Origin of the sequence: uncultured Bradyrhizobium sp. (assembly GCF_936928535.1) — a bacterium.
Lineage (GTDB): Bacteria > Pseudomonadota > Alphaproteobacteria > Rhizobiales > Xanthobacteraceae > Bradyrhizobium.
On record NZ_CAKZHY010000096.1, the window covers coordinates 20,747 to 40,036 of the forward strand.

Annotated in this window: 18 protein-coding genes; 10 read left to right on the top strand and 8 right to left on the bottom strand. The window is 63.8% G+C overall.

Translation table 11 applies throughout. From position 1 onward, the window contains the following. The first annotated feature begins 46 nt into the window (after positions 1 to 46). Both Q0687_RS18725 and Q0687_RS18730 read left to right on the top strand, forming a co-directional pair. Positions 47 to 1,189 (top strand): patatin-like phospholipase family protein, encoded by a 1,143-nt coding sequence (locus Q0687_RS18725; protein ID WP_298879566.1) that lies wholly within the window; start codon positions 47 to 49, stop codon positions 1,187 to 1,189. A 66-nt stretch (positions 1,190 to 1,255) separates the two neighbouring features. Continuing rightward, a complete protein-coding gene (locus Q0687_RS18730) occupies positions 1,256 to 2,206 on the top strand; it encodes an oxygenase MpaB family protein (protein ID WP_298879568.1) in 951 nt (316 codons plus the stop codon). Positions 2,207 to 2,550: 344 nt separating this feature from the next. Here Q0687_RS18730 and glgA read toward each other — a convergent pair whose 3' ends face one another. Next, complete coding sequence (gene glgA / locus Q0687_RS18735) at positions 2,551 to 3,966, bottom strand: glycogen synthase GlgA (protein ID WP_298879569.1); 1,416 nt, start codon at positions 3,964 to 3,966, stop codon at positions 2,551 to 2,553. Between the two features lie 184 nt (positions 3,967 to 4,150). Between glgA and Q0687_RS18740 the strand changes: the two genes are divergently transcribed. From Q0687_RS18740 to Q0687_RS18755, 4 genes are all read left to right on the top strand, one after another. Next, on the top strand, positions 4,151 to 5,347 hold the full coding sequence (locus Q0687_RS18740; protein ID WP_298879571.1) for a CoA transferase: 1,197 nt from the start codon (positions 4,151 to 4,153) through the stop codon (positions 5,345 to 5,347). A gap of 87 nt (positions 5,348 to 5,434) precedes the next feature. After that, positions 5,435 to 6,502: an alcohol dehydrogenase gene (locus Q0687_RS18745; RefSeq protein ID WP_298879573.1), complete on the top strand. Its 1,068-nt coding sequence runs from the start codon at positions 5,435 to 5,437 to the stop codon at positions 6,500 to 6,502. Between the two features lie 169 nt (positions 6,503 to 6,671). Continuing rightward, the gene (locus Q0687_RS18750) at positions 6,672 to 7,751 is read left to right on the top strand and encodes an isocitrate/isopropylmalate dehydrogenase family protein (protein ID WP_298879575.1); all 1,080 of its coding nucleotides are present in this window, start codon (positions 6,672 to 6,674) and stop codon (positions 7,749 to 7,751) included. Between the two features lie 33 nt (positions 7,752 to 7,784). Further along, on the top strand, positions 7,785 to 8,183 hold the full coding sequence (locus Q0687_RS18755; RefSeq protein ID WP_298879577.1) for an ASCH domain-containing protein: 399 nt from the start codon (positions 7,785 to 7,787) through the stop codon (positions 8,181 to 8,183). Between the two features lie 50 nt (positions 8,184 to 8,233). Here the strand turns inward: Q0687_RS18755 and Q0687_RS18760 are convergent, their stop codons facing one another. The 5 genes from Q0687_RS18760 to Q0687_RS18780 form a co-directional block, all read right to left on the bottom strand. Then, a complete protein-coding gene (locus Q0687_RS18760) occupies positions 8,234 to 8,512 on the bottom strand; it encodes a hypothetical protein (RefSeq protein WP_298879578.1) in 279 nt (92 codons plus the stop codon). A 287-nt stretch (positions 8,513 to 8,799) separates the two neighbouring features. Beyond that, complete coding sequence (locus Q0687_RS18765; protein ID WP_298879579.1) at positions 8,800 to 9,615, bottom strand: enoyl-CoA hydratase; 816 nt, start codon at positions 9,613 to 9,615, stop codon at positions 8,800 to 8,802. 109 nt (positions 9,616 to 9,724) lie between these two features. After that, on the bottom strand, positions 9,725 to 11,089 hold the full coding sequence (locus Q0687_RS18770) for a L,D-transpeptidase family protein (RefSeq protein WP_298879580.1): 1,365 nt from the start codon (positions 11,087 to 11,089) through the stop codon (positions 9,725 to 9,727). Between the two features lie 395 nt (positions 11,090 to 11,484). Further along, entirely contained in the window at positions 11,485 to 11,856 is a 372-nt protein-coding gene (locus Q0687_RS18775; protein WP_020608151.1) for a helix-turn-helix transcriptional regulator, read from the bottom strand. A 29-nt stretch (positions 11,857 to 11,885) separates the two neighbouring features. Continuing rightward, positions 11,886 to 12,935: a LysR family transcriptional regulator gene (locus Q0687_RS18780; protein WP_298879582.1), complete on the bottom strand. Its 1,050-nt coding sequence runs from the start codon at positions 12,933 to 12,935 to the stop codon at positions 11,886 to 11,888. Positions 12,936 to 13,418: 483 nt separating this feature from the next. Between Q0687_RS18780 and Q0687_RS18785 the strand changes: the two genes are divergently transcribed. Then, positions 13,419 to 13,685: a hypothetical protein gene (locus Q0687_RS18785; protein ID WP_128953071.1), complete on the top strand. Its 267-nt coding sequence runs from the start codon at positions 13,419 to 13,421 to the stop codon at positions 13,683 to 13,685. A gap of 208 nt (positions 13,686 to 13,893) precedes the next feature. After that, on the top strand, positions 13,894 to 14,625 hold the full coding sequence (locus Q0687_RS18790; protein WP_298879588.1) for a cytochrome c biogenesis protein CcdA: 732 nt from the start codon (positions 13,894 to 13,896) through the stop codon (positions 14,623 to 14,625). A 39-nt stretch (positions 14,626 to 14,664) separates the two neighbouring features. Here the strand turns inward: Q0687_RS18790 and Q0687_RS18795 are convergent, their stop codons facing one another. Continuing rightward, positions 14,665 to 16,122 (bottom strand): sensor histidine kinase, encoded by a 1,458-nt coding sequence (locus Q0687_RS18795; protein ID WP_298879932.1) that lies wholly within the window; start codon positions 16,120 to 16,122, stop codon positions 14,665 to 14,667. Positions 16,123 to 16,546: 424 nt separating this feature from the next. Between Q0687_RS18795 and Q0687_RS18800 the strand changes: the two genes are divergently transcribed. After that, positions 16,547 to 16,780, top strand: a complete 234-nt coding sequence (locus tag Q0687_RS18800; RefSeq protein WP_298879590.1) for a hypothetical protein — start codon at positions 16,547 to 16,549, stop codon at positions 16,778 to 16,780. Between the two features lie 155 nt (positions 16,781 to 16,935). Here Q0687_RS18800 and Q0687_RS18805 read toward each other — a convergent pair whose 3' ends face one another. Then, positions 16,936 to 18,210, bottom strand: a complete 1,275-nt coding sequence (locus Q0687_RS18805; RefSeq protein ID WP_298879592.1) for a serine hydrolase domain-containing protein — start codon at positions 18,208 to 18,210, stop codon at positions 16,936 to 16,938. A 159-nt stretch (positions 18,211 to 18,369) separates the two neighbouring features. Between Q0687_RS18805 and Q0687_RS18810 the strand changes: the two genes are divergently transcribed. After that, positions 18,370 to 19,287, top strand: coding sequence for an intradiol ring-cleavage dioxygenase (locus Q0687_RS18810; RefSeq protein WP_298879594.1), 918 nt, complete (start codon positions 18,370 to 18,372; stop codon positions 19,285 to 19,287). Positions 19,288 to 19,290: the final 3 nt, after the last annotated feature.

Below are 19,290 nucleotides of genomic sequence, written 5' to 3' on the forward strand. Positions count from 1 at the left end.
ACGGAGGAATTTGCGTAAGGCTCTCAGGAGCAGGAGTGCGACGGGCATGCAGGGAAATGCCGGGATGTGCAGGCCGAGCGACCTGCCTGGACAGATCGTGCTGGTGCTGCAAGGCGGCGGCGCGCTCGGCGCCTATCAGGCGGGCGTCTACCAGGCCCTGCACGAGGCCGGCATCGAGCCGGATTGGGTGATCGGCACCTCGATCGGCGCCATCAATGCGAGCCTGATTGCCGGCAATGCGCCTGAGAACCGGCTCGCGCGCCTGAAGGAGTTCTGGAAGCGGATGGAGCAGAAGCCGGCCTGGCCGCTGTCGACCGGCATTCCCGGCTTCGATGACACGCTGGCATATTGGTCGACCGTCGCCCAGGGCATTGCTGGCTTCTTCCAGCCCAATCCGCTGGCGCATGCCGGCGAATCCTTTCCGCTCGGCGCCGATCGCGCCGGCTATTATTCGACCGCGCCGCTGGAGAGCACGCTGCGCGAGCTCGTCGATTTCGGCCTCGCCAATTGCGGCGCGCCGCGCCTCACGGTTGGCGCGGCGCATGTCGGCTCCAGCCAGATGCGCTATTTCGACAGCCGCGACTGCGCGCTGACGGTGAAGCACGTGATGGCCTCGGGCGCGCTGCCGCCGGCCTTCCCGGCGGTGCGGATCGACGGGGAGCTTTATTGGGACGGCGGCATTCTCTCGAATTCGCCGACAGAAGCCGTGTTCGACGACAATCCGCGCCGGGATTCGCTGATCTTCTCCGTGCATCTGTGGAATCCCGTCGGCAGCGAGCCGACGACGATGGGCGAGGTCCTGACCCGGCACAAGGACGTGCAATATTCCAGCCGGATCGCGAGCCAGATCGAGCGCCAACAGCAGGCCCATCGCCTGCGTCACGTCATCAACCAGCTTGCGGCGCGATTGCCCGAGGGCGAGCGCGACGATCCCACGGTGAGGGAGTTGATCGGCTACGGCTGTTCGACGCGCATGCATGTGGTGCGGCTGCTGGCGCCGCAGCTCGCGCGCGAGACTCATACCAAGGACATCGACTTCAGCCCATCCGGCATCAAGCAGCGCTGGGACGCCGGCTATGCACACACGAGATCGGTGCTGACGCGCGCGCCGTGGATCGGCGAGTTCGATCCGTTGTCGGGCGTCGTGCTGCACGAGTCTATAGACGAGATGCCGATCGCCGCAGAATAGCGTCGCTTCATTGAATTGCCACAGGCCTTGTGGATCGTCAGAGGTCCGCAATCGAAAGGTCCGGCATTGGTATCCGAGAATGATCTGGAAGCCGCTCTCGATAAGGTCCGCGCTGATGCGGCTGGGCCAGTGGCCGGTGTGTTCGGCCCGGACTCCGTGACGTGGCGGATCGACCGCGAAGCCGCTGTCTTTCTCGGCGCCGGCCGCGCGCTGCTGCTGCAACTGGCGCATCCCTGGGTCGCGGCCGCCATCGCCAAGCACTCGACGACCTTTGTCGATCCGATCGGCCGCTTTCACCGCACGTTCGACGTCGTCTTTGCCATGGTGTTCGGCTCGCTGGACAGGGCGCTGCTGTCGGCCCGGCAACTCTACCGACGCCACACCATGATCGTCGGTGAGATGCCCGAAACCGTCGGCCCGTTTGCGGCCGGGTCGCGCTACTGCGCCAACGACATCCCGTCGCTGCGCTGGGTTCATGCGACGCTGGTCGGGTCGGCGCTGATGGCGCATGACCTGGTTCTGCCGCCGCTGACTGTCGAGGAGCGCGAGCGCTACTGGGCGGAGAGCCGGACCTATGGCGCGCTGTTCGGACTGAGGGATGATGATCTGCCGGCGGACTGGGCTGGCTTTGCGGCGTATACGGCGGAGATGATGCAGTCGGAGACGCTGACCGTCAGTTCGGCCGCGCGCGAGATCGCCGCGCAGATCCTTGGCGGCGCGCGGCCCTGGTTGCGACCGCCGCGCTGGTATCGGGCGCACACCGCAAAGATGCTGCCCGAGCGTCTCCGCGCTGACTTCGGCCTTGCGCTTGACGAGCGGGACGCGAGGTCTGCCGACACAGCGCTGCGATGGATCCGGCGCGTCTATCCGAAACTGCCCGACAGGCTGCGCTATGCCAGCCCTTATCACGAAGCGCAGGCGCGCTTGCGCGGCGAGCCGCAGCCGGACTGGATGACCCGCTGCCTCAATCGCGCCTGGATCGGCCGCCCGCAAATGGATGTGCGCGGGAAGGGGTGAGGGAGCTCAGCAGTTAATCCGTCATCCTGAGGTGCGAGTGGGGCGATGCAACGCATCGCGCCAGGAGCCTCGAAGGATGCACGGCCCCGCCGCCGCAGCCGGGCCGTCGCCCTTCGAGGCTTGCTCAACGGCGCTGTCGCGCCGCTGAACGCGCACCTCAGGGTGACGGTGATGGATGAGTGCCGGCTGCTCCCACATCTTCATTGCGAAAAGCGAAGCGACGAAGCAATCCGGACTATCTCCGCGGGGGGACTCTGGATTGCTTCGTCGCATCCGTGCAAAGCTGCTACACAACTTTGTCACGAGCTCCTCGCAATGACGGTGTTTGCAGATGCACCTCGGCCTCACGCCGCCGCCAGCTTCCTGTACAGCCTGCTATAGCTTCCCGCCGAGATGCTCCACGAGAACGATCGGCCCATCGCGCTGCGGCGCATGGTGTCGAGCTGGTCATGGGCCATGAACGCCTCGAAGGCGCGGCGGACGCCGCCGAGGAAGGATTCGTGCGATGGGCGTGAGAACAGAAAACCGGTCTCGCCGTCGGTGATGGTCTCGGCAAGGCCACCGGTCTGGTGGCCGATCGGCAGCGAGCCGAAGCGCTGGGCGTACATCTGGCTGAGGCCGCACGGCTCGAACCGCGACGGCATCAAGGTGAAATCGCTGCCGGCAAAGATGCGGCGGGCCTGCGCGTCGTTGAAGCCGATCGCAACGCCGATGGCGTCGGGGCGGCGGCGATGCGCGTCGATCAGCGCCTGCTCGAGCGCCGGCTCACCGGAGCCGGTGACCACGATCTGCCCGCCGGCGTCGATGATCTCGTCGGCAGCCGACAGCACGAGGTCGATGCCCTTCTGGTGCACGAGGCGCGCGACGATGCCGAACATCGGTCCGCGCGAGACCGCGAGGCCAAACTGCTTGCGCACATAGTCCGCATTGGCCTTCTTGCCGACCCAGTCGCCGGCACCGAATTGTTGGGCGAGCTGGGCGCAGGAGCGCGGGTCCCAGCTCTCGTCGATGCCGTTGAGAATGCCGGTGAGCTCGGATGCGTCCGAGCGGACGCGCAGCAGGCCTTCGAGGCCGCAGCCGAATTCCTCCGTCGTGATCTCGCGCGCATAGGTGCCGCTGACGGTGGTGAGGTGCGAGGCGTAGACGAGGCCTGCCTTGAGGAAAGACAGCTGGTCGTAGAATTCGACCCCGTCAATGTGGAAGGAGCTTTCGGGGACGCCGATCCGCCGCAGCGACTCCTTTGGGAAGAGCCCCTGATAGGCGAGGTTGTGGATGGTCAGGATCGACGGCAGCTTGGCGCCTTGCCAGGCGAGATAGGCCGGCACGAGCGCGGCCTGCCAGTCGTTGGCATGGATCAGGTCTGCTGCCCAATTCTTGTCCAGCTTGCCCATGGCAAGCTCAGCGGCCGCCGAAGCAAAGCGCGCGAAGCGGATGTCGTTGTCCGGCCAGTCGTGCCCGGACTCGTCACCATAGGGGTTGCCGGGACGATCGTAGAGTTGCGAGCACAACAGCACATAGACCGGCAGTCCGTCCTTGGTCGCGGCCCGTCCAAGTGAGCAGGCCGGCATCTCCGCGAATGCCGGGCAGCGTCCAACGATCTGAATATGCGTGAGTTGCTCGATGATGTCGCGATAGCCGGGCAGCATGATCCGGATATCGGCCAAGGGGCGGAGCGCTCTTGGGAGGGCAGCGGAAACAGCACCAAGTCCGCCGACGCGGACGAAGTCGTCCATCTCTGTCGTGACGAATAAGACCCTCAAGAACTGGTGCCCTCTTCCGATCCCGATTGCTGCTATGCAAGATCGGGTCCAGTTGCCCCTGGAAATCTCAGCCCGCCCACGAGACGCGTTCGTTCGGTAAAGACTTTCCTACTCAGCCGCCGCCCTCTAGGGTCGGCGCATCAACAAGACAGAACAACGATAGTTCCTAAGGGACGGGCCGGGGATGCATCTACCAGATAAGCACGAAGCCACGACGACAAAGGCCTTTGCGGGCCTCAGGGTGCTGGATTTTTCGACCACCATCGCCGGCCCCCATTGCGCGCGGATGCTGGCCGACATGGGCGCCGAGGTCATCAAGATCGAGACCGAGGAGGGCGAGACGATGCGGACGCGGCCGCCGCTGCGCAACGGCTGCAGCACCGTGTTCGGTCAGCTCAATGTCGGCAAGAAGAGCGTGGTGCTCGACCTCAAGTCCGAGGACGGGCGGGAGGCGGTGCGGCGTCTGGTCGCGACCGCAGACATCCTGGTCGAGAATTTTCGCCCGGGCGTGATGCGCCGGCTGCGGCTCGACTACGATAGCCTCCGCGCGGTCAATCCCAGGCTGATCTATTGCTCGATCTCGGGCTACGGCCAGACCGGTCCCTCGGCCGAGCTGCCGGCCTACGCACCGGTGATCCATGCGGCCTCCGGCTACGACATGGCGCATCTTGCCCACCAGCCCGGCCGCAACAGGCCGGACTATTGCGGCATCTACCACGCCGACGTCGTCACCGGGACCTATGGCTTTGGCGCGATCGCGTCTGCCCTCTATCAGCGTACCGTGACCGGACTCGGGCAGCACATCGACGTCTCGATGCTGGAGTCGATGCTCACGCTGACGGTGATCGAATTACAGAATTCGCAGTTCGCGGTGAAGCCGCCGCCGCGTCCGATGTTCGGCCCGACCGAGACGGCCAATGGCTACGTCATGATCACGGTCGCGAGCGAAAAGACCTTTCAGGCCTTGATGGGTGTGATCGGCCGCCCCGAATGGATCTCCGATCCGCGCTTTTCTTCTTACGCTCCACGGCGCGAGAACTGGGCCGACATGATGGACGGCGTCGAGGCCTGGTCGCGGCAGCTGTCGACCGACGCCTGCCTTGTCTCCTTGGGCGCCGCCGGCGTACCGGCCTCGGCCTATCGCACCATCAAGGAAGCCCTTGATGATCCGCAACTCGCGCACCGGCAGGCGCTGTCATCCGTGGAGGATGGAGGCGGTTCGTTCAACGTGCTCAATCTGCCGTTCCGGATGACGGGCGCCGACACGAGGCCCTGCAAAACGATCTCGGCGCTTGGCGAGCACACGGATGAACTGCGTGACGAGATTGGCCTGCCCAGTGCAGCGCCAATTCCGTCGGGCAGAACGGCCGCGCAAGGCTGAGGACAAGTCTGGAGCAAGGTCGTGCGTTTGTCTCGCCCCACCAGCCATGGCATGGTGGCGCGACGAGAAACGTGCCGGGAGGATGCCATGAGGAGTTTCAAGGTCGCCGATTTCAAGGCGCCGCTGCAGGAGTTCGATGAGGCGACGCCGCAGCCCACGGGCACGCAGGTGCTGATCAAGGTGAAGGCCGCCGGCGTCTGCCACAGCGACCTCCACATCTGGGAGGGCGGCTATGACCTCGGCCACGGCCGCAAGCCGCTGTCGCTGAAGGACCGCGGCATCAACCTGCCGCTGACCATGGGCCATGAGACCGTCGGCGAAGTGCTGGCATTCGGTCCTGACGTGAAGCCGACCGACCAGGGCGATCTCAGGCACGGCGATGTCGGCCTCGTCTATCCCTGGATCGGCTGCGGCAAATGTGCGACGTGCCTCGCCGGTGACGAGAACATGTGCCTGACGCCGCGCTCGCTCGGGGTCTATTGCGACGGCGGCTATTCCGACCACATGCTGGTGCCGCATCCGCGCTATCTGCTCAATCTGAAGGGGCTCGATCCCGCATCGGCTGCGCCTTACGCCTGCTCGGGCGTCACCACCTACAGCGCGCTGAAGAAGGTCGAGCAGTATTTTGACACGCCGATCGTGATGTTCGGCGCCGGCGGCCTCGGCCTGATGGCGCTGTCGCTGCTGAAAGCCATGGGCGGCAAGGGCGCGATCATGGTCGACATCGACGCCAGGAAACGCGAAGCGGCGGAAAAGGCCGGCGCGCTCGCGACCGTCGATCCGAAGGCGAGCGACGCGCTCGAGCAGCTCGCGAAGAAAGCGGGCGGTCCGATCCGCGCGGTGATCGACCTTGTCGGCAATGCCGCAACGACGCAGCTTGGTTTCGACTGCCTCACCAAGGGCGGCAAGCTCGTCATCGTCGGTCTGTTCGGTGGCGGCGCAACCTGGGCTCTGCCGCTGATTCCGATCAAGGCGGTGACGATCCAGGGCAGCTATGTCGGCAATCTGCGCGAGACGCAGGAGCTGCTCGACCTCGTGCGGGCCAAGAAGGTGCCGCCGATCCCGGTGACGACGGCGCCGCTCAGCAAGGCCAACGACGCGCTGTTGCAGTTGCAGCAGGGCGCGGTGGTTGGACGCACGGTGCTGACGCCGTAATCCGACGCTCTCTCCTCCGTCATCGCGAGCGAAGCGAAGCAATCCAGAAATCCCGCCGCGGAGACAGTCTGGATTGCTTCGTCGCTTCAGTGCAAAATTGCTTTGCAATTTTGTCACGAGCTCCTCGCAATGACGAGGCTACACCTTCTCCCTTCAGGATTTCCTTCACATGTCCGCAAACAACGCTTTCCACATCGCCGTGCTCGCCGGTGACGGCATCGGCCCTGAAGTCATGGCACCGGCGCTCGAGGTGCTGCGCAAGATCGAGACGAAATCGGACTTGCGCTTCCGCTTCACCGAGGCTCCCGCCGGCGCCAACAATTACCTCGCGACCGGCAAGTCGATGCCGGACAGCACGATCAAGCTCTGCGAAGAGGCCGATGCGATCCTGCTTGGGGCCTGCGGCCTGCCCTCGGTGCGCTACCCTGATAATACCGAGATCGCACCGCAGATCGAGCTGCGCTTCATCTTCGATCTCTATGCCGGCGTGCGGCCGGCGCGTCTCATTCCGGGCGTGCCGAGCCCGATCGTCGGCGCCGACAAGCGCGGCATCGATCTCGTCGTGATCCGCGAGTCCACCGAAGGCCTGTTCGCCTCGATGGGCAAGGGCGTCGTCACCCATGACGATGCGCGCGAGACCATGGTGATTACGCGCAAGACGTCCGAGCGCCTTTTCGAATTCTCGTTCCGCCTCGCCGAGCGGCGCAAGGCGCGCGGCAAGCCGGGAAGCCTTGCCTGCGTCGACAAGGCGAACGTGTTCAAGGCGTTTGCGTTCTTCCGCGGCATCTTTGACGAGATCGCGAAGAAGCACCCTGACGTGAAGACCGACCGGCTCTATGTCGATGCCTGCGCGGCCATGGTGGTCAAGCGTCCCTGGGATTTCGACGTGATGGTGATGGAGAACATGTTCGGCGACATCTTCTCCGACATCACTGCTGGCCTGATCGGCGGCCTCGGCATGGCACCGTCGGCCGACATCGGCGACAAATACGCCGTGTTCCAGCCCTGTCACGGCACCGCGCCCGACATCATGGGGCAGGGCAAGGCCAATCCCACCGGCATGATCCTGTCGGCGGCGATGATGCTGGACTGGCTCGCCGACAAGCACGGCGTCGAGAGCGCGGCGGAAGCCGGCGAACGAATCGAGCGGGCGGTGGACCAGGTCTACGCCGGCGGCCTCAAGCCGATGGAATTCGGTGGCAGCAACGGCACGGCTGATATCACCAAGGCAGTGCTCGCGTCGCTTTAGCTAACGCAGGTCGAGATCGGGGGCTGGAAGGTCATGAGCAAGCCGGTCCCCGAGCACTATCGACACCTCCGGACCTTCACATTCGGCGACAGTCCCGCGCTGGCGGACGAATTGCTCAAACTCGTCGTCACGGGCGTCAAGACCGCGACGTGCAGCACTGAAGACGAACCGAACACGTCGAGGCCCGGCGAGCGCTGGGTTGTGCTCGACGGACGGGGGGACCCGCGCTGCGTCATCGAGACCGTCGAGGTCTCGTATCGGAGGTTTCACGACGTCGACGCCGCCTTTGCCTGCGACGAGGGTGAGGGCGACCGAAGCCTTGATTACTGGCGCAACGCTCATCGCAACTATTTCGGACGGCTCGGACGTTTCAGCGAAGATATGATGCTGATGTGTGAACGCTTCCGCCTGATTGAGGTGTTTGGCGATTGACGGCTTGCGAGGTCTTGCAAGAAAAAGGGGCCACAAGGCCCCTTCGTCATCTACCAGCGGCGCCAGTGACGATGGCCCCAGCCCCACGGACGGCCGTAAAACCGTCGCGGTCCGCCATAGTAACCGTAGGCGCCATAATAGTTCGGACGCCACCAGCAGCGGCCCCAGGCATTGCAGACCATCCGCACCTGATCGACATGTACGGCCGGACCGCCGGCGACCTGATCGGCCTGCGGAATGCCGTTCGGCATCGCCGCCAGCGCTTGTCCCGACGCCAGCGCGGCGCTGCCGAGTGCAGCCAGACCTAGAACAGCAAGCTTGAGTTTCATCGCGATCTCCCTCGTTGGTGGCGGGAGAACCTGCAGCGGATCAATTGGTTGCTATCGCGATGCGGGAAGACGAGGAATTTAATCTTCGTGAATGGGTGTTCAGATCTGCTGACTTGCGAAGTTCGGGGTCGAGGCGTTCGAGGTCGCCGACGCTCTCTCCACGTCGTCATTGCGAGCGTAGCGAAGCAATCCAGAATCTCTGCGTGGAAAGATTCTGTATTGCTTCGTCGCAAGAGCTCCCCGCAATGACGGTAGAGAGGGCGGACTCACTCGCAACGACGAGAAAATCACTTCCCCTGGAACTGCGGCTTGCGCTTGTCCATGAAGGCCTGCCGTCCCTCGCGGAAATCCGAGGAGTCCATGCAGGCGGTGCCGATCGCCTTGATCGCGCCCATGTCGCGCGCGCTTTCGTCCTTCAGCACCTCTGCGATGGTGATCTTGGCGGCCTTGATCGCGAGCGGCGCGTTCTGCGAAATCGTCATGGCGATCGCCATGGTCTCGCCCCAGAGCTGGTCATCCGGGATGACGCGTTCGACGAGACCGATGCGCAGCGCCTCGGTGGAATCGATGCGCATGCCCGTATACATCAACAGCCGGGCCCAGGATGGGCCGACCAGCGACACCAGGTGCTTCAACCCGTCGTAGCCATAGGCGATGCCGAGCTTCGCCGCGGGAATGCCGAACTGGCTGTCATGCGCGGCGATCCTGATGTCGGCAAGCATCGCGACCTGCATGCCGCCGCCGAGACAAAAACCCTGGATGCAGGCAATCGTCGGCTTGGGATAGTCGGCGAGCAGCGCGCGCTGGGCCGCGCTGCGCTTGCTATATTCCTCGGACGCCGCCGCGTTGTGTCTGGTTTTCTCGAATTGGCTGATGTCGGCGCCCGACACGAACGCCTTGCCGCCGGCACCGCGCAGGATCACGACTCGCACCGCCTCGTCGTCGCGCAAATCAGTCAGCGCCTCGCCGAATCCCTCCCACATCTCCAGCGACATCGCGTTGCGCTTGTCGGGATTGTTGAACGTGATCACGCCGACGCCGTCGGTGACCTGCTTGAGGATCTTGCCGTCGGCGTAGGGAGTGGCTTGGGACAGATCAGGCATCGCGCGCTCGCTTGTCGTTTGGCGAGGCGCAATGTGCTGTCAGGCCGTGGCCCGGGTCAACCGCGGCGGGGGATGCAGTCCTGCATCCGCCCGTGCCGCGATTGCATGCCTACTGCGCCATATGCGCGGTCAGCGGATGGTTGCCGGCATTGCTGAAGAATGCCGCCTCTTCGGCGGTTGCTTCGAGCAACTGCTCGTCCTGGTTATAGACGTCGTTACGGAACTGGATGGTCTGGTCCTTGGTCATCCAGGCCGTGAGATAGATCCAGGCCACCGGCACCTTCCTGGCCATGGGGACTTCGAGGTGCTGCCCGGTGGCGATCTCCGCGTCGATCGCGGCGCGCGTCCATTTCGGCTGGTCCTTGAGCAGCCAGGCGGCGAGATCATGCACATTGTCGACGCGGGAGCAGCCATGGGAATCGAAGCGGTAGTCGTCGCTGAACAGGCTACGCTGGTTGGTGTCGTGCATGTAGACCGAATACGAGTTCGGCATGTCGATCTTGACCGCGCCGAGCGCGTTGAAGGTGCCGTTCTGCTGGCGCACGGTGAAGTTCGGCGTGTGCGTGCCCGACCAGTCGACCGAATGCGGATCGATCGGATTGTCGTGGGCGTCAAGCACCTCCATGTGCATGCGCGCTAGGTAAGTCGGGTCCTTGCGCATATGCGCTGATATCTCGGTCTTGGCGATCGAGGACGGCACCGTCCAGGTCGGGTTGAGCACCACGCCGGTGATCTGCGCCGTCAGCGTCGGCGAGGGTTTTTCGGTCTTGCCGACGATGACGCGATAGCGCCGCACCACGACGTCGTTCTCGACCGCTTCGGCGAAGGCGGCAGGAATGTTGACCACGACATAGCGCTGGCCGAAGGAGAAATTCGTGTTCTCCAGCCGCTCGAGCGAGGCTTCGAGTTGGCGGATGCGCTTCTGCACCGGCACGTTCATCGCGGCCAGCGTGCGCGGCGTCATCGTGCCCGTGGGCGCCAGGCCATGGCGGGCCTGAAAGCGCCTCACGCCATCAGCCAGATCCTGGTCGAAGGCGCCGTTCGCTTTGTCGGCCGCGAGGTCGCCGCTCAGGATCAGTCGCTTGCGCAGGAGGTCGTCATTGGCGCCCTGGACGCCGAGCGCGAACTTGGCGTCGGCGGGAATCGTGGGCCAGCCGCCGCGCACCGCGAGATCGGAATAGCTCAGCGCCGCGTCCTTGATCCGCTGGGCGGTGCCTTCGTCAAAGGTCGGCTCATGCGTCAGCGCCAGCGCCGCGGCGGAACGGCTCTCGGCGGTTGATGCCGGGGCTGCGGTAGCGGCCTTGGGCGCGGCGGCGTGAGCTGGGCTCGCGGTTGCCGGCACGGTACCGGACGGAGCGGCAGGTTTGGGGCCGGCCTGGCCCGTGGTCTCTGACTGCGCGAACGCGGACGCGCTGGCGAGGAGGCCCGTCGCGAACAGATTCATGGTAATGATCACGGCATGGCGTTTCGACATCTGTGTTGTTTTCCCCATGAGGACGAGGCCCGCAACGGACGCTCGCATTGGCAATTCCCGGCCGCCGTGCCGTGCGCCAAATCGGTAAAATCGGCGGCAATCTAGGTCATCAGGGTTGAGGCCCCATTAAGCACGGCGAATCAAAAACCCCGCGCCTTGCGGCGCGGAGGCTCTCGATTGGTCGCTGCAAAGCAGGAATGGGTTCGCGAAATCAACGCCGAATGGCGGGACAAATTTGGCAAAGAAAAAGGGGCGGCCAGGCCGCCCCGAGAAGCCGTGCCCCGCGCGAATGGCGCGCAGGCCCAACTCGAATCCGTCAGGTCTCGCCAATCCGGCCGCGTCCCCGCGACGCGGCGGATTGAACATTGGCCACGAAGGCCAGACCGCAGGTCGGCTCAGCTTTCGTTCGCTGCGATCGATTCCATCAGCGAGACGAGCTGACGCTGCACCGTCTGATCCTTGATCTTGCTGTAGGCGCGCAGCAGGCGGAGGCTGAAAGCCGAGTCCAGGAACAGGAGGCTTTCGACTTCGCGGGCCTTGTTGTCGCCGTCGTAGAAGAAGGTCACGGGCACGTCGAGGGCGGAGGCGATCTGCTGAAGCCGAGCCGCGCCGACGCGATTGACGCCCTTCTCGTATTTCTGGACCTGCTGGAAGCTCACGCCGAGCTTTTCGCCGAGCTCGGCCTGCGAGATCTTCATCTCGACGCGCCGCAAGCGGATTCGCTTGCCAAGCTCGATGTCCGGCTTGCCGGCACTGCGCTGCTTCATTCTCTTCGCCGCTGCTTTCATCTTAGTTTTCACCTTTGTTCTTCGGTTGAAAATCCCCCGAAGAGCTGGGTCAGGGGTTCGCCCATATACGAGTCCTTGAATTCATGCGGGTGCACGAATTCTTCCTTAAACCACGGGAAGCGAGCCGGATTGAAAGCGTCGATCAGCCAGTCAATCATGTGCCGCACGCGGGGAATCCGACCGCTACCGGGATGGTAAGACAACCAGATATCCAGCGGTCGGTTCAATTCGACCTCCAGTGGAATCAATTTCCCGCCAAGCGCAATGGCGTAGCTCGGGAAGACGCCGATGCCGGCGCCGTTCGCGACCGCCCAGTAGTTGGCGCTTGAGACGTTGGTCTTCATGACCAGGAGGTCACGTTCCTGAACGCCCGGGAAGAAGCTCTCAAAGGTTTCCTTGGCGGCGAGCTGGTCGGCGAATTGCAGCACCAGGCGGTGCTTGATCAATTCGTGGGCCGAGCGCGGCGTGCCGTATTTCTCAAGGTACTTTTCCGAAGCCCAGAACATCAGATGCATGCGGCCGAGCCGCACCAGCTTGACGTCGAGGGCGGAGGGACGCGACAGGTGGATGGCGACGTCGGCCTCGTGGCGGGAGACGTCGGCCGATCGCATCGCGCAATGCAAATCCACCAGCACTTTCGGATAGGCCTGCTGGAATTCGACCAGCCGCGGAGCGAGCCAGAACGTCCCCAGCCCTTCCGTCACGGCGACGCGGACCTCGCCGGTGAGGGCGTTGGCGGCGGAATCACTGGTGCGCAACACGTCGAAGGCCGCCGCCTCCATGCGCTCGACGGCGGACACCACCATCGCGCCTTCATCGGTCAGATGGGTTCCGTGGACGTCGCGGGTGAACAGGGTCGTGCCGGTCTGGCGCTCGAAATCATCGATCCGGCGGCGGACGGCGTTGATCGACAGGGACAAGCGTTCGGCCGCCGAGCGAAAACTTCCGCATCGAACGACTTCCAGAAAGATACGGGCCGCGTCCCAATCGGAGAGGCCGCTGATGTTGGTTTTCAGGCGTTCCTCCAGAGGAACGCCCCTTTCCGCCAAGGAGTGCATACAAGTCCCTTCGGACCGCTAAACTGGCAGAATCTAGCGCAAACCACAACCACGACGGGTTGGGGAACGGTGAGTTTTGAACGCCATACTTACCGCGCCCGATGTGGTATTGGAGTGTTGCTAGCGTAGGGAATCGGGCAAATTGTTGCTCGGAAAAGGGGTAGTTGTGCGTTCCGTTGCGAGCCTTGATGTGGCTGCGGGATTGCCGGGTCCATGTGGATCTCAGGACGGCGTGAGATATGACGCGCGTTCTCGTCGAAGTTCCCTTGGAATGGATCAATCACACCTCGACCTGCGTTTCATCTTCGACCGTTCCGACTTGCGCCGCGGAGCGACGCGGTCGGGAACCGCTGTTTCGACGCAAAAACGCAGTGTAATCGTATTCGAGGGCTCGGAATCCTCGTGCTATCCTATGGTCTCTTTGGCGGCCGAGGACATCGTTTCAAGCACGTCTCGCAGCCCGAAATAACGGAAAGAACGCCGGTGTCGCATACAGACGAACAATTGCAGTCGGTGCTCGAGACGCTCGAGGAGTGCCGCAAGGTTCTCAACGAGAGCAACAGCCGTGAGTCGGCCGAGTTGCTCTCGATCGTCATCCTCGATGTCAGGATGAAGCTCAAAGGAATTGACAGTGCCGATCTCAAGGCCCTGTGCGACGAAATGCTGCGGAGCGCTGCCAGCGAGCCGCTGCCCCCTTCCAAGCAGACGCAGGACCAGCCCCGGCGTCCGCTGCTCCGCGTGGTGAAGTAGCCGCGCCGCCTGATCTCGCTTTTTGGCGAGATTTGTGCGCGTCCCGATGCCGCATCTGTGATCGCAGACGGCATCGGGAGGAGCCTTGGTTTGATCGCGCCTCTGTTGCGCATTCCGCGGCATCGGCTACACCAGAGCTGGTGCGGCCCCGGCCCCGCGCGCATTCCCCGCGCGCAGCTTGGCGGCCGCAGATGGCTCCGACTGCATCATGCAAAATGTTTCGATTCCCGCGGCGATGATTGCCGGTCTCGTCAGCTTCCTCTCCCCGTGCGTCCTACCCCTGGTCCCGCCCTATCTGATCTATCTCACCGGCGCCACGATCGAGCACGTCGAAAGCGACGAACCGGCTGCCGCCTCGAAGCGCGCGATCATGATGTCGGCGCTGCTGTTCGTGCTCGGCTTCTCCACGGTGTTCGTGGCGCTCGGCGCCAGCGCCTCGCTGATCGGTGGGTTGATCCGCGCCTGGTCGGCGGAATTGTCGATCCTTGCCGGCATCGTCATCATCGTGATGGGCCTGCACTTCCTCGGGCTGACGCGTATCGGCCTGTTGATGCGTGAAGGCCGGCTCCCGATTCCGAAGCCGGTCGGGCTCTGGGGCGCCTACATCATGGGTCTTGCCTTCGCGTTCGGCTGGACGCCGTGCATCGGTCCGATCCTCGCCGCGATCCTCTCGATCGCGGCGGCCGAGGCGACCGTGACGAAGGGCGCGGGGCTGCTTGCGGTCTATTCGGCAGGCCTCGGCATTCCCTTCCTGATCGCGGCGCTGATGATCGAGCAGTTCTCAAGACTGTTCGCGCGGATGAAGGGCCATCTCGTCAATGTCGAGCGCGCCATGGGCGTGCTGATGGTCATCACCGGCATCGGCTTCCTCACCGGCGCGGTCTCGAATGTGAGCATCTGGCTGCTGGAGATGTTTCCCGTGTTGCAGACGATCGGGTAGGGCCGCGCAACGAGCAGGTTCCCGCGCGCCGTATTCTGCTCACCTCGTCTCGTCCAGCGCGCAGGTCACCGTGCAGACCACGCCGCGCGGCAGGAAGTCCACCGTTGCCTCGCCGCCGAGCTGGTCGCGGGCGCTGCGCTCGATCAGGCGCGAGCCGAAGCCGCGCCGCACCGGCTCCGTCACCGGCGGGCCGCCGATCTCGGTCCAGATCAGCCGGAGCCGCGGCTTCGGTGCATCGGCGATGACCTCCCAGTCCAGCGTCACCCGGCCGGTCTCGTTGGAGAGCGCGCCGTATTTCGCGGCGTTGGTGGCGATCTCGTGCACGATCATCGACAACACCACGGCGAGCCGCGGTGACAGCGGCACCGAGGGTCCGGCCATGCGGATGCGGTCGGGATTGGTCAGCAGGAACGGCTGAAGCGCGCGGGCGATCACGTCCCGCAGCTCCGAGCCCGCCCATTTCTCCTGGCTGAGAAGATTGTGCGCTTCGGCGAGCGCGCCGAGGCGTCCCTCGAACTTGGTCCGCTCGTCGCGGCTGGCGCTGCGGAAAGTCTGCACCGCGATCGCCTGCATCAAGGCCAAGGTGTTCTTGACACGATGGTTGAGCTCATCGATCAGCAGATTGTGCAGCATCTCGCCGCGCGCGATGGTGGTTGCCATTCTGACCGCAAAGGTGAGACCGATCAGCAGCATCACGCCGCCGATCAGGCTGGTGATCGCGATGTTGCGCCAAAGCGGTGCGATCAGCGAACTCTCGGTGACGCCGGCGGCGACGGTCCAGCCGGTCAGCCGCGATCGCGTATAGGCCGACGCGAGCGCGACGCCGTCGAGAGAGACGCTCGACAGCGTTGCCTCGGGTGTGCGGAACATCGCCTCGTAAAGCGATGGCGAAGCTTGCTTACCAAATGTCTCGTTCAGATTGGGGACACGCGCAAACACGATACCCTTGCTGTCGAGCAGCGACACGGTCCATTGCTCGTCGGGGCGCTGCCGTTCGACCAAGTGCTGGAAGATGTCGATCGGCGGGCTGAAAGAGAGTGTATAGACCACCTCGCCGTCGTGCAGCACGGGAACTTCGACGGTGACGATCGGACGCTTCTTTGACGAGCCGGTGAACAGATCCGAGAATTGCGGTGTTTTGCTCGCAAAGACTCGCTCGACGATTTCGCGGTTGCTGCGTGTCGGTAAGCTCGCGGTATCCGTCGTCAGCGTCGAGAACAGCTGGTGCCCGGACCTGTCGGCCAGCAGCAGGACGCTGTCCTCGCCATATTGGTTGATGAACCCGGCTGCCAAGCGGCGGAAGCTGTCGAAGTCGCCCCTCCTCAAGGACTCGCTGAGCGCGAGCACCTGCAGCCCGCCTGTCATCCTTTGCACCTCCGAGTCGAGCACGAGGCGCATGCTGCGTACCGTCTCGAGCACCCGGCGCGCCGCGTCGGTGCGGTCCTGGCGATAATTGGAATAGGCGATGCCGACGGCGAAGACGATCAGCGGCAACATCGTTCCCGTGACCAGGAGAGCGAGCCGGACCGGCAGGGTGAGCTTTGACAAACGCGGGCGTCCCGGTTCCAGCGCAGCTGCGCCGGATTATGATTTTGAAGAGAACAATACGGGCAGGACGTGCGGGGCGCCACGATTTTCGGATCGCTCCAGCAGGCCGAACCGGATTTTTGCAGCGCAGTTGCGGACGCTTCAGCTCATGCTGATTGCGGTGAGCAGGAGGCACACCGCGTACACGGTGGCCAGGCTCAGCCCGGCGATCCGGGCTTCTCGTTGCGTTGTCATGTCATCGACTCCGAGAGGGCGATCCCTCCGTCAACTCCTCTCAAAAAGTGACGTTCCCGATCGATAGGAACAAATTGCTACTTTTTCCCGTTTGCAAATCGACCGGGCGCGGAACGCCCGGCAATTGGAGGAGGAGAGAATGAAGCTGAGGATCGCAACCGCGGCACTGATGGTTGCTGCGTTTTCACTGCCGGCGTTCGCGGCCGACGAGTTCTACGTCGTGCAGGACGTCAAGACTAAGAAGTGCACAATCGTCGACAAGAAGCCGACGGACACGAGCACGACCGTCGTCAGCCCCTCGGGCACGATCTACAAATCGCGCACCGAGGCTGAGAGCGGCATGAAGACCGTCAAGGTCTGCACGTCGAACTGAGGAGGATGCACATGCCAGTCTTGATTTTGTGGGCCGTGCCGGCCGTGCTGGTGGTTGGCGGCGGCATCTATCTGATCGGCCATTTCCACTGAGCTGAAAATAGCAACGGGCTCCGCGATCAATCGAGGAGCCCGTTGCAAAAAATGTTAGGAACGTCAAAGATTGCTGTCGGTGATCGCGGCGTAGACCATGCTGCGCAGCTCGCGCCGGATCGGATAGGCGCTCGACGGCAGCACCTGGGTCATGAAGATGGCAATCAGTTCCTCCGCCGGATCAATCCAGAACGAGGTCGTGGCGGCGCCGCCCCAATTGTATTCGCCGGGGCTGCCGGCGATCAGCGTCTCCGCGGGGCGCATCGTCACTGCAAAGCCGAGACCGAAGCCGATGCCGTTGTAGGTCGCTTCCGAGAACAGCGAGCGCGACACGTCCGGCAGCGCCCGTCCGCCCGGAATATGGTTGGTCGTCATCAGCGCCAGCGTCTTCGGCCCGATCAGCCTGACACCGCCAAGCTCGCCGCCGTTGAGCAGCGCACGGCAGAAGGTGAGATAGTCAGCCATGGTCGAGCAGAGCCCGCCGCCACCGGAAATGAGAGAGGGCGGTGCCAGAAACGAGCTCCTGGCCGGATCGTCCTGAAGCGTCAGGCCCTCGCGGCGCTGGCCGGCATGCATGGTGAATCCACCGCCGGGATCGGCGTTGTAGCAGGCGGCGAAGCGATGCGCCTTCGAGGCCGGGACGTGGAAATCAGTGTCGGTCATACCGAGCGGATCGAGGATGCGTTGCTTCAGGAATTGCTCGAAGGGCATCCCTGAGATCTTGCCGACGAGGTAACCGAGCACGTCGGTTGAGACCGAGTAGTTCCAGGCCTCCCCGGGCGAGAATTCGAGCGGGATCTTTGCGAGGCTCTCGATCATGCCCTGAAGCGTGCCTGATTTCTCGACCTCGCCGATCTTCTCGGCGCGATAGGCGGCATCGACATTGGAGCGCTGCTGGAAGCCATAGGTCAGCCCGGACGTATGCCGGAGCAGGTCGACGATCAGCATTGGCCGGGACGGCGGCCGTGTCAGGAAGTTCGGATGGCTGCCGGCGACGAACACCCCGAGATTCTTCCATTCCGGAATGTATTTTGCGACCGGCTCGTCGATCGCGACCAGCCCCTGCTCGACCAGCATCATGAAGGCGACGCTGGTGAGCGGCTTGGTCATGGAATAGATGCGGTAGATGGTGTCGTCCTTGACCGGTGCCTTGCGCTCGACATCGGCAAAGCCCTGGACGGTGCTGTGGGCGACCTTGCCGCGGCGGTAGACCAGGAGATGCGTGCCCGGGAAACGGCCGGCATCGATGTACCTGGCCTTCAGATGGGCGTCGACACGGTCGAGCGCGGCCTTGGACATGCCCACGGATTCGGGCGAGGCGGGGGTAGGGGCGAGCATCAGTTCCTCCGGGCAGTTTTCTCAGGCGTTGATAGCCGAAGTGACGGCCTTATTCCAAGCGGGTCTCGCTTAACGCGAGGCCGCCTGATGGTGTAGGCTCCAATCTGGAACGCCAAGGAGCCCAGCCGGGCCAACGAGAAAACTCAGGGTAAACGCACCATGACCCAGTTCAACGAGACCGAACTCACCGAGGCTGTCGTCAAAAGCTTCGACAACACGCCCAATCCACGTGCCAAATTCCTGCTCCAGGAATTGGTGAAGTCGCTGCACGATTACGTGAGCAAGACCGGTCTCACCTTCGAGGAGTGGGAATACGCCATCGAATTTCTCACGCGCACCGGCCAGAAATGCACCGACACCCGCCAGGAGTTCATCCTGCTCTCCGACGTGCTCGGCGTCTCCATGCTGGTCGACGCGGTCAATCATCGCGACCGCGAGGGCGCAACGCAAACCACCGTGCTCGGCCCGTTCTATGTCGGCGAGCACAAGGTCACTGCCCACGGCACCGACATCTCGCCGAACAATCTCACGGGGGAACGGATGTTCGTGCAGAGCCGGGTCACCGATCTGCACGGCAAGCCGCTCGCGAACGTTCCGGTCGACGTCTGGCACGCCGACGATGACGGCTTCTATGATTCCCAGAAGGCGAATTACGACGAGGTCGGTGCCTCGGCGCGGGCACGCTTCATCACCGACAGCGACGGCCGCTTCTTCTTCCGGACGATCTTGCCTTGCAGTTATCCGATCCCGACGGACGGGCCGGTGGGCGAGATGATCGTGCAGACCAGGCGCCATCCGATGCGTCCCGCGCATGTGCACTTCCTGGTCAATGCCAGGGGTTACGAGCCGCTGATCACCCACGTCTTCATGGAGGGCGACAAATATCTCGATTCCGACGTGGTGTTCGGCGTCAAGGACGATCTCGTCGCCAAGGTCGAGCCGCGCAACGAGCCTGAGATGCCCGACGGCGGCAAGGCGAACGGGAAATGGCATCTGATGAGCTATGAATTCCATCTCAAGCCGGGCGGTGGTATCGCGCCAAAGCCGCTGGGGACGAAAGCGGCCGAGCCGGCCTGAGCG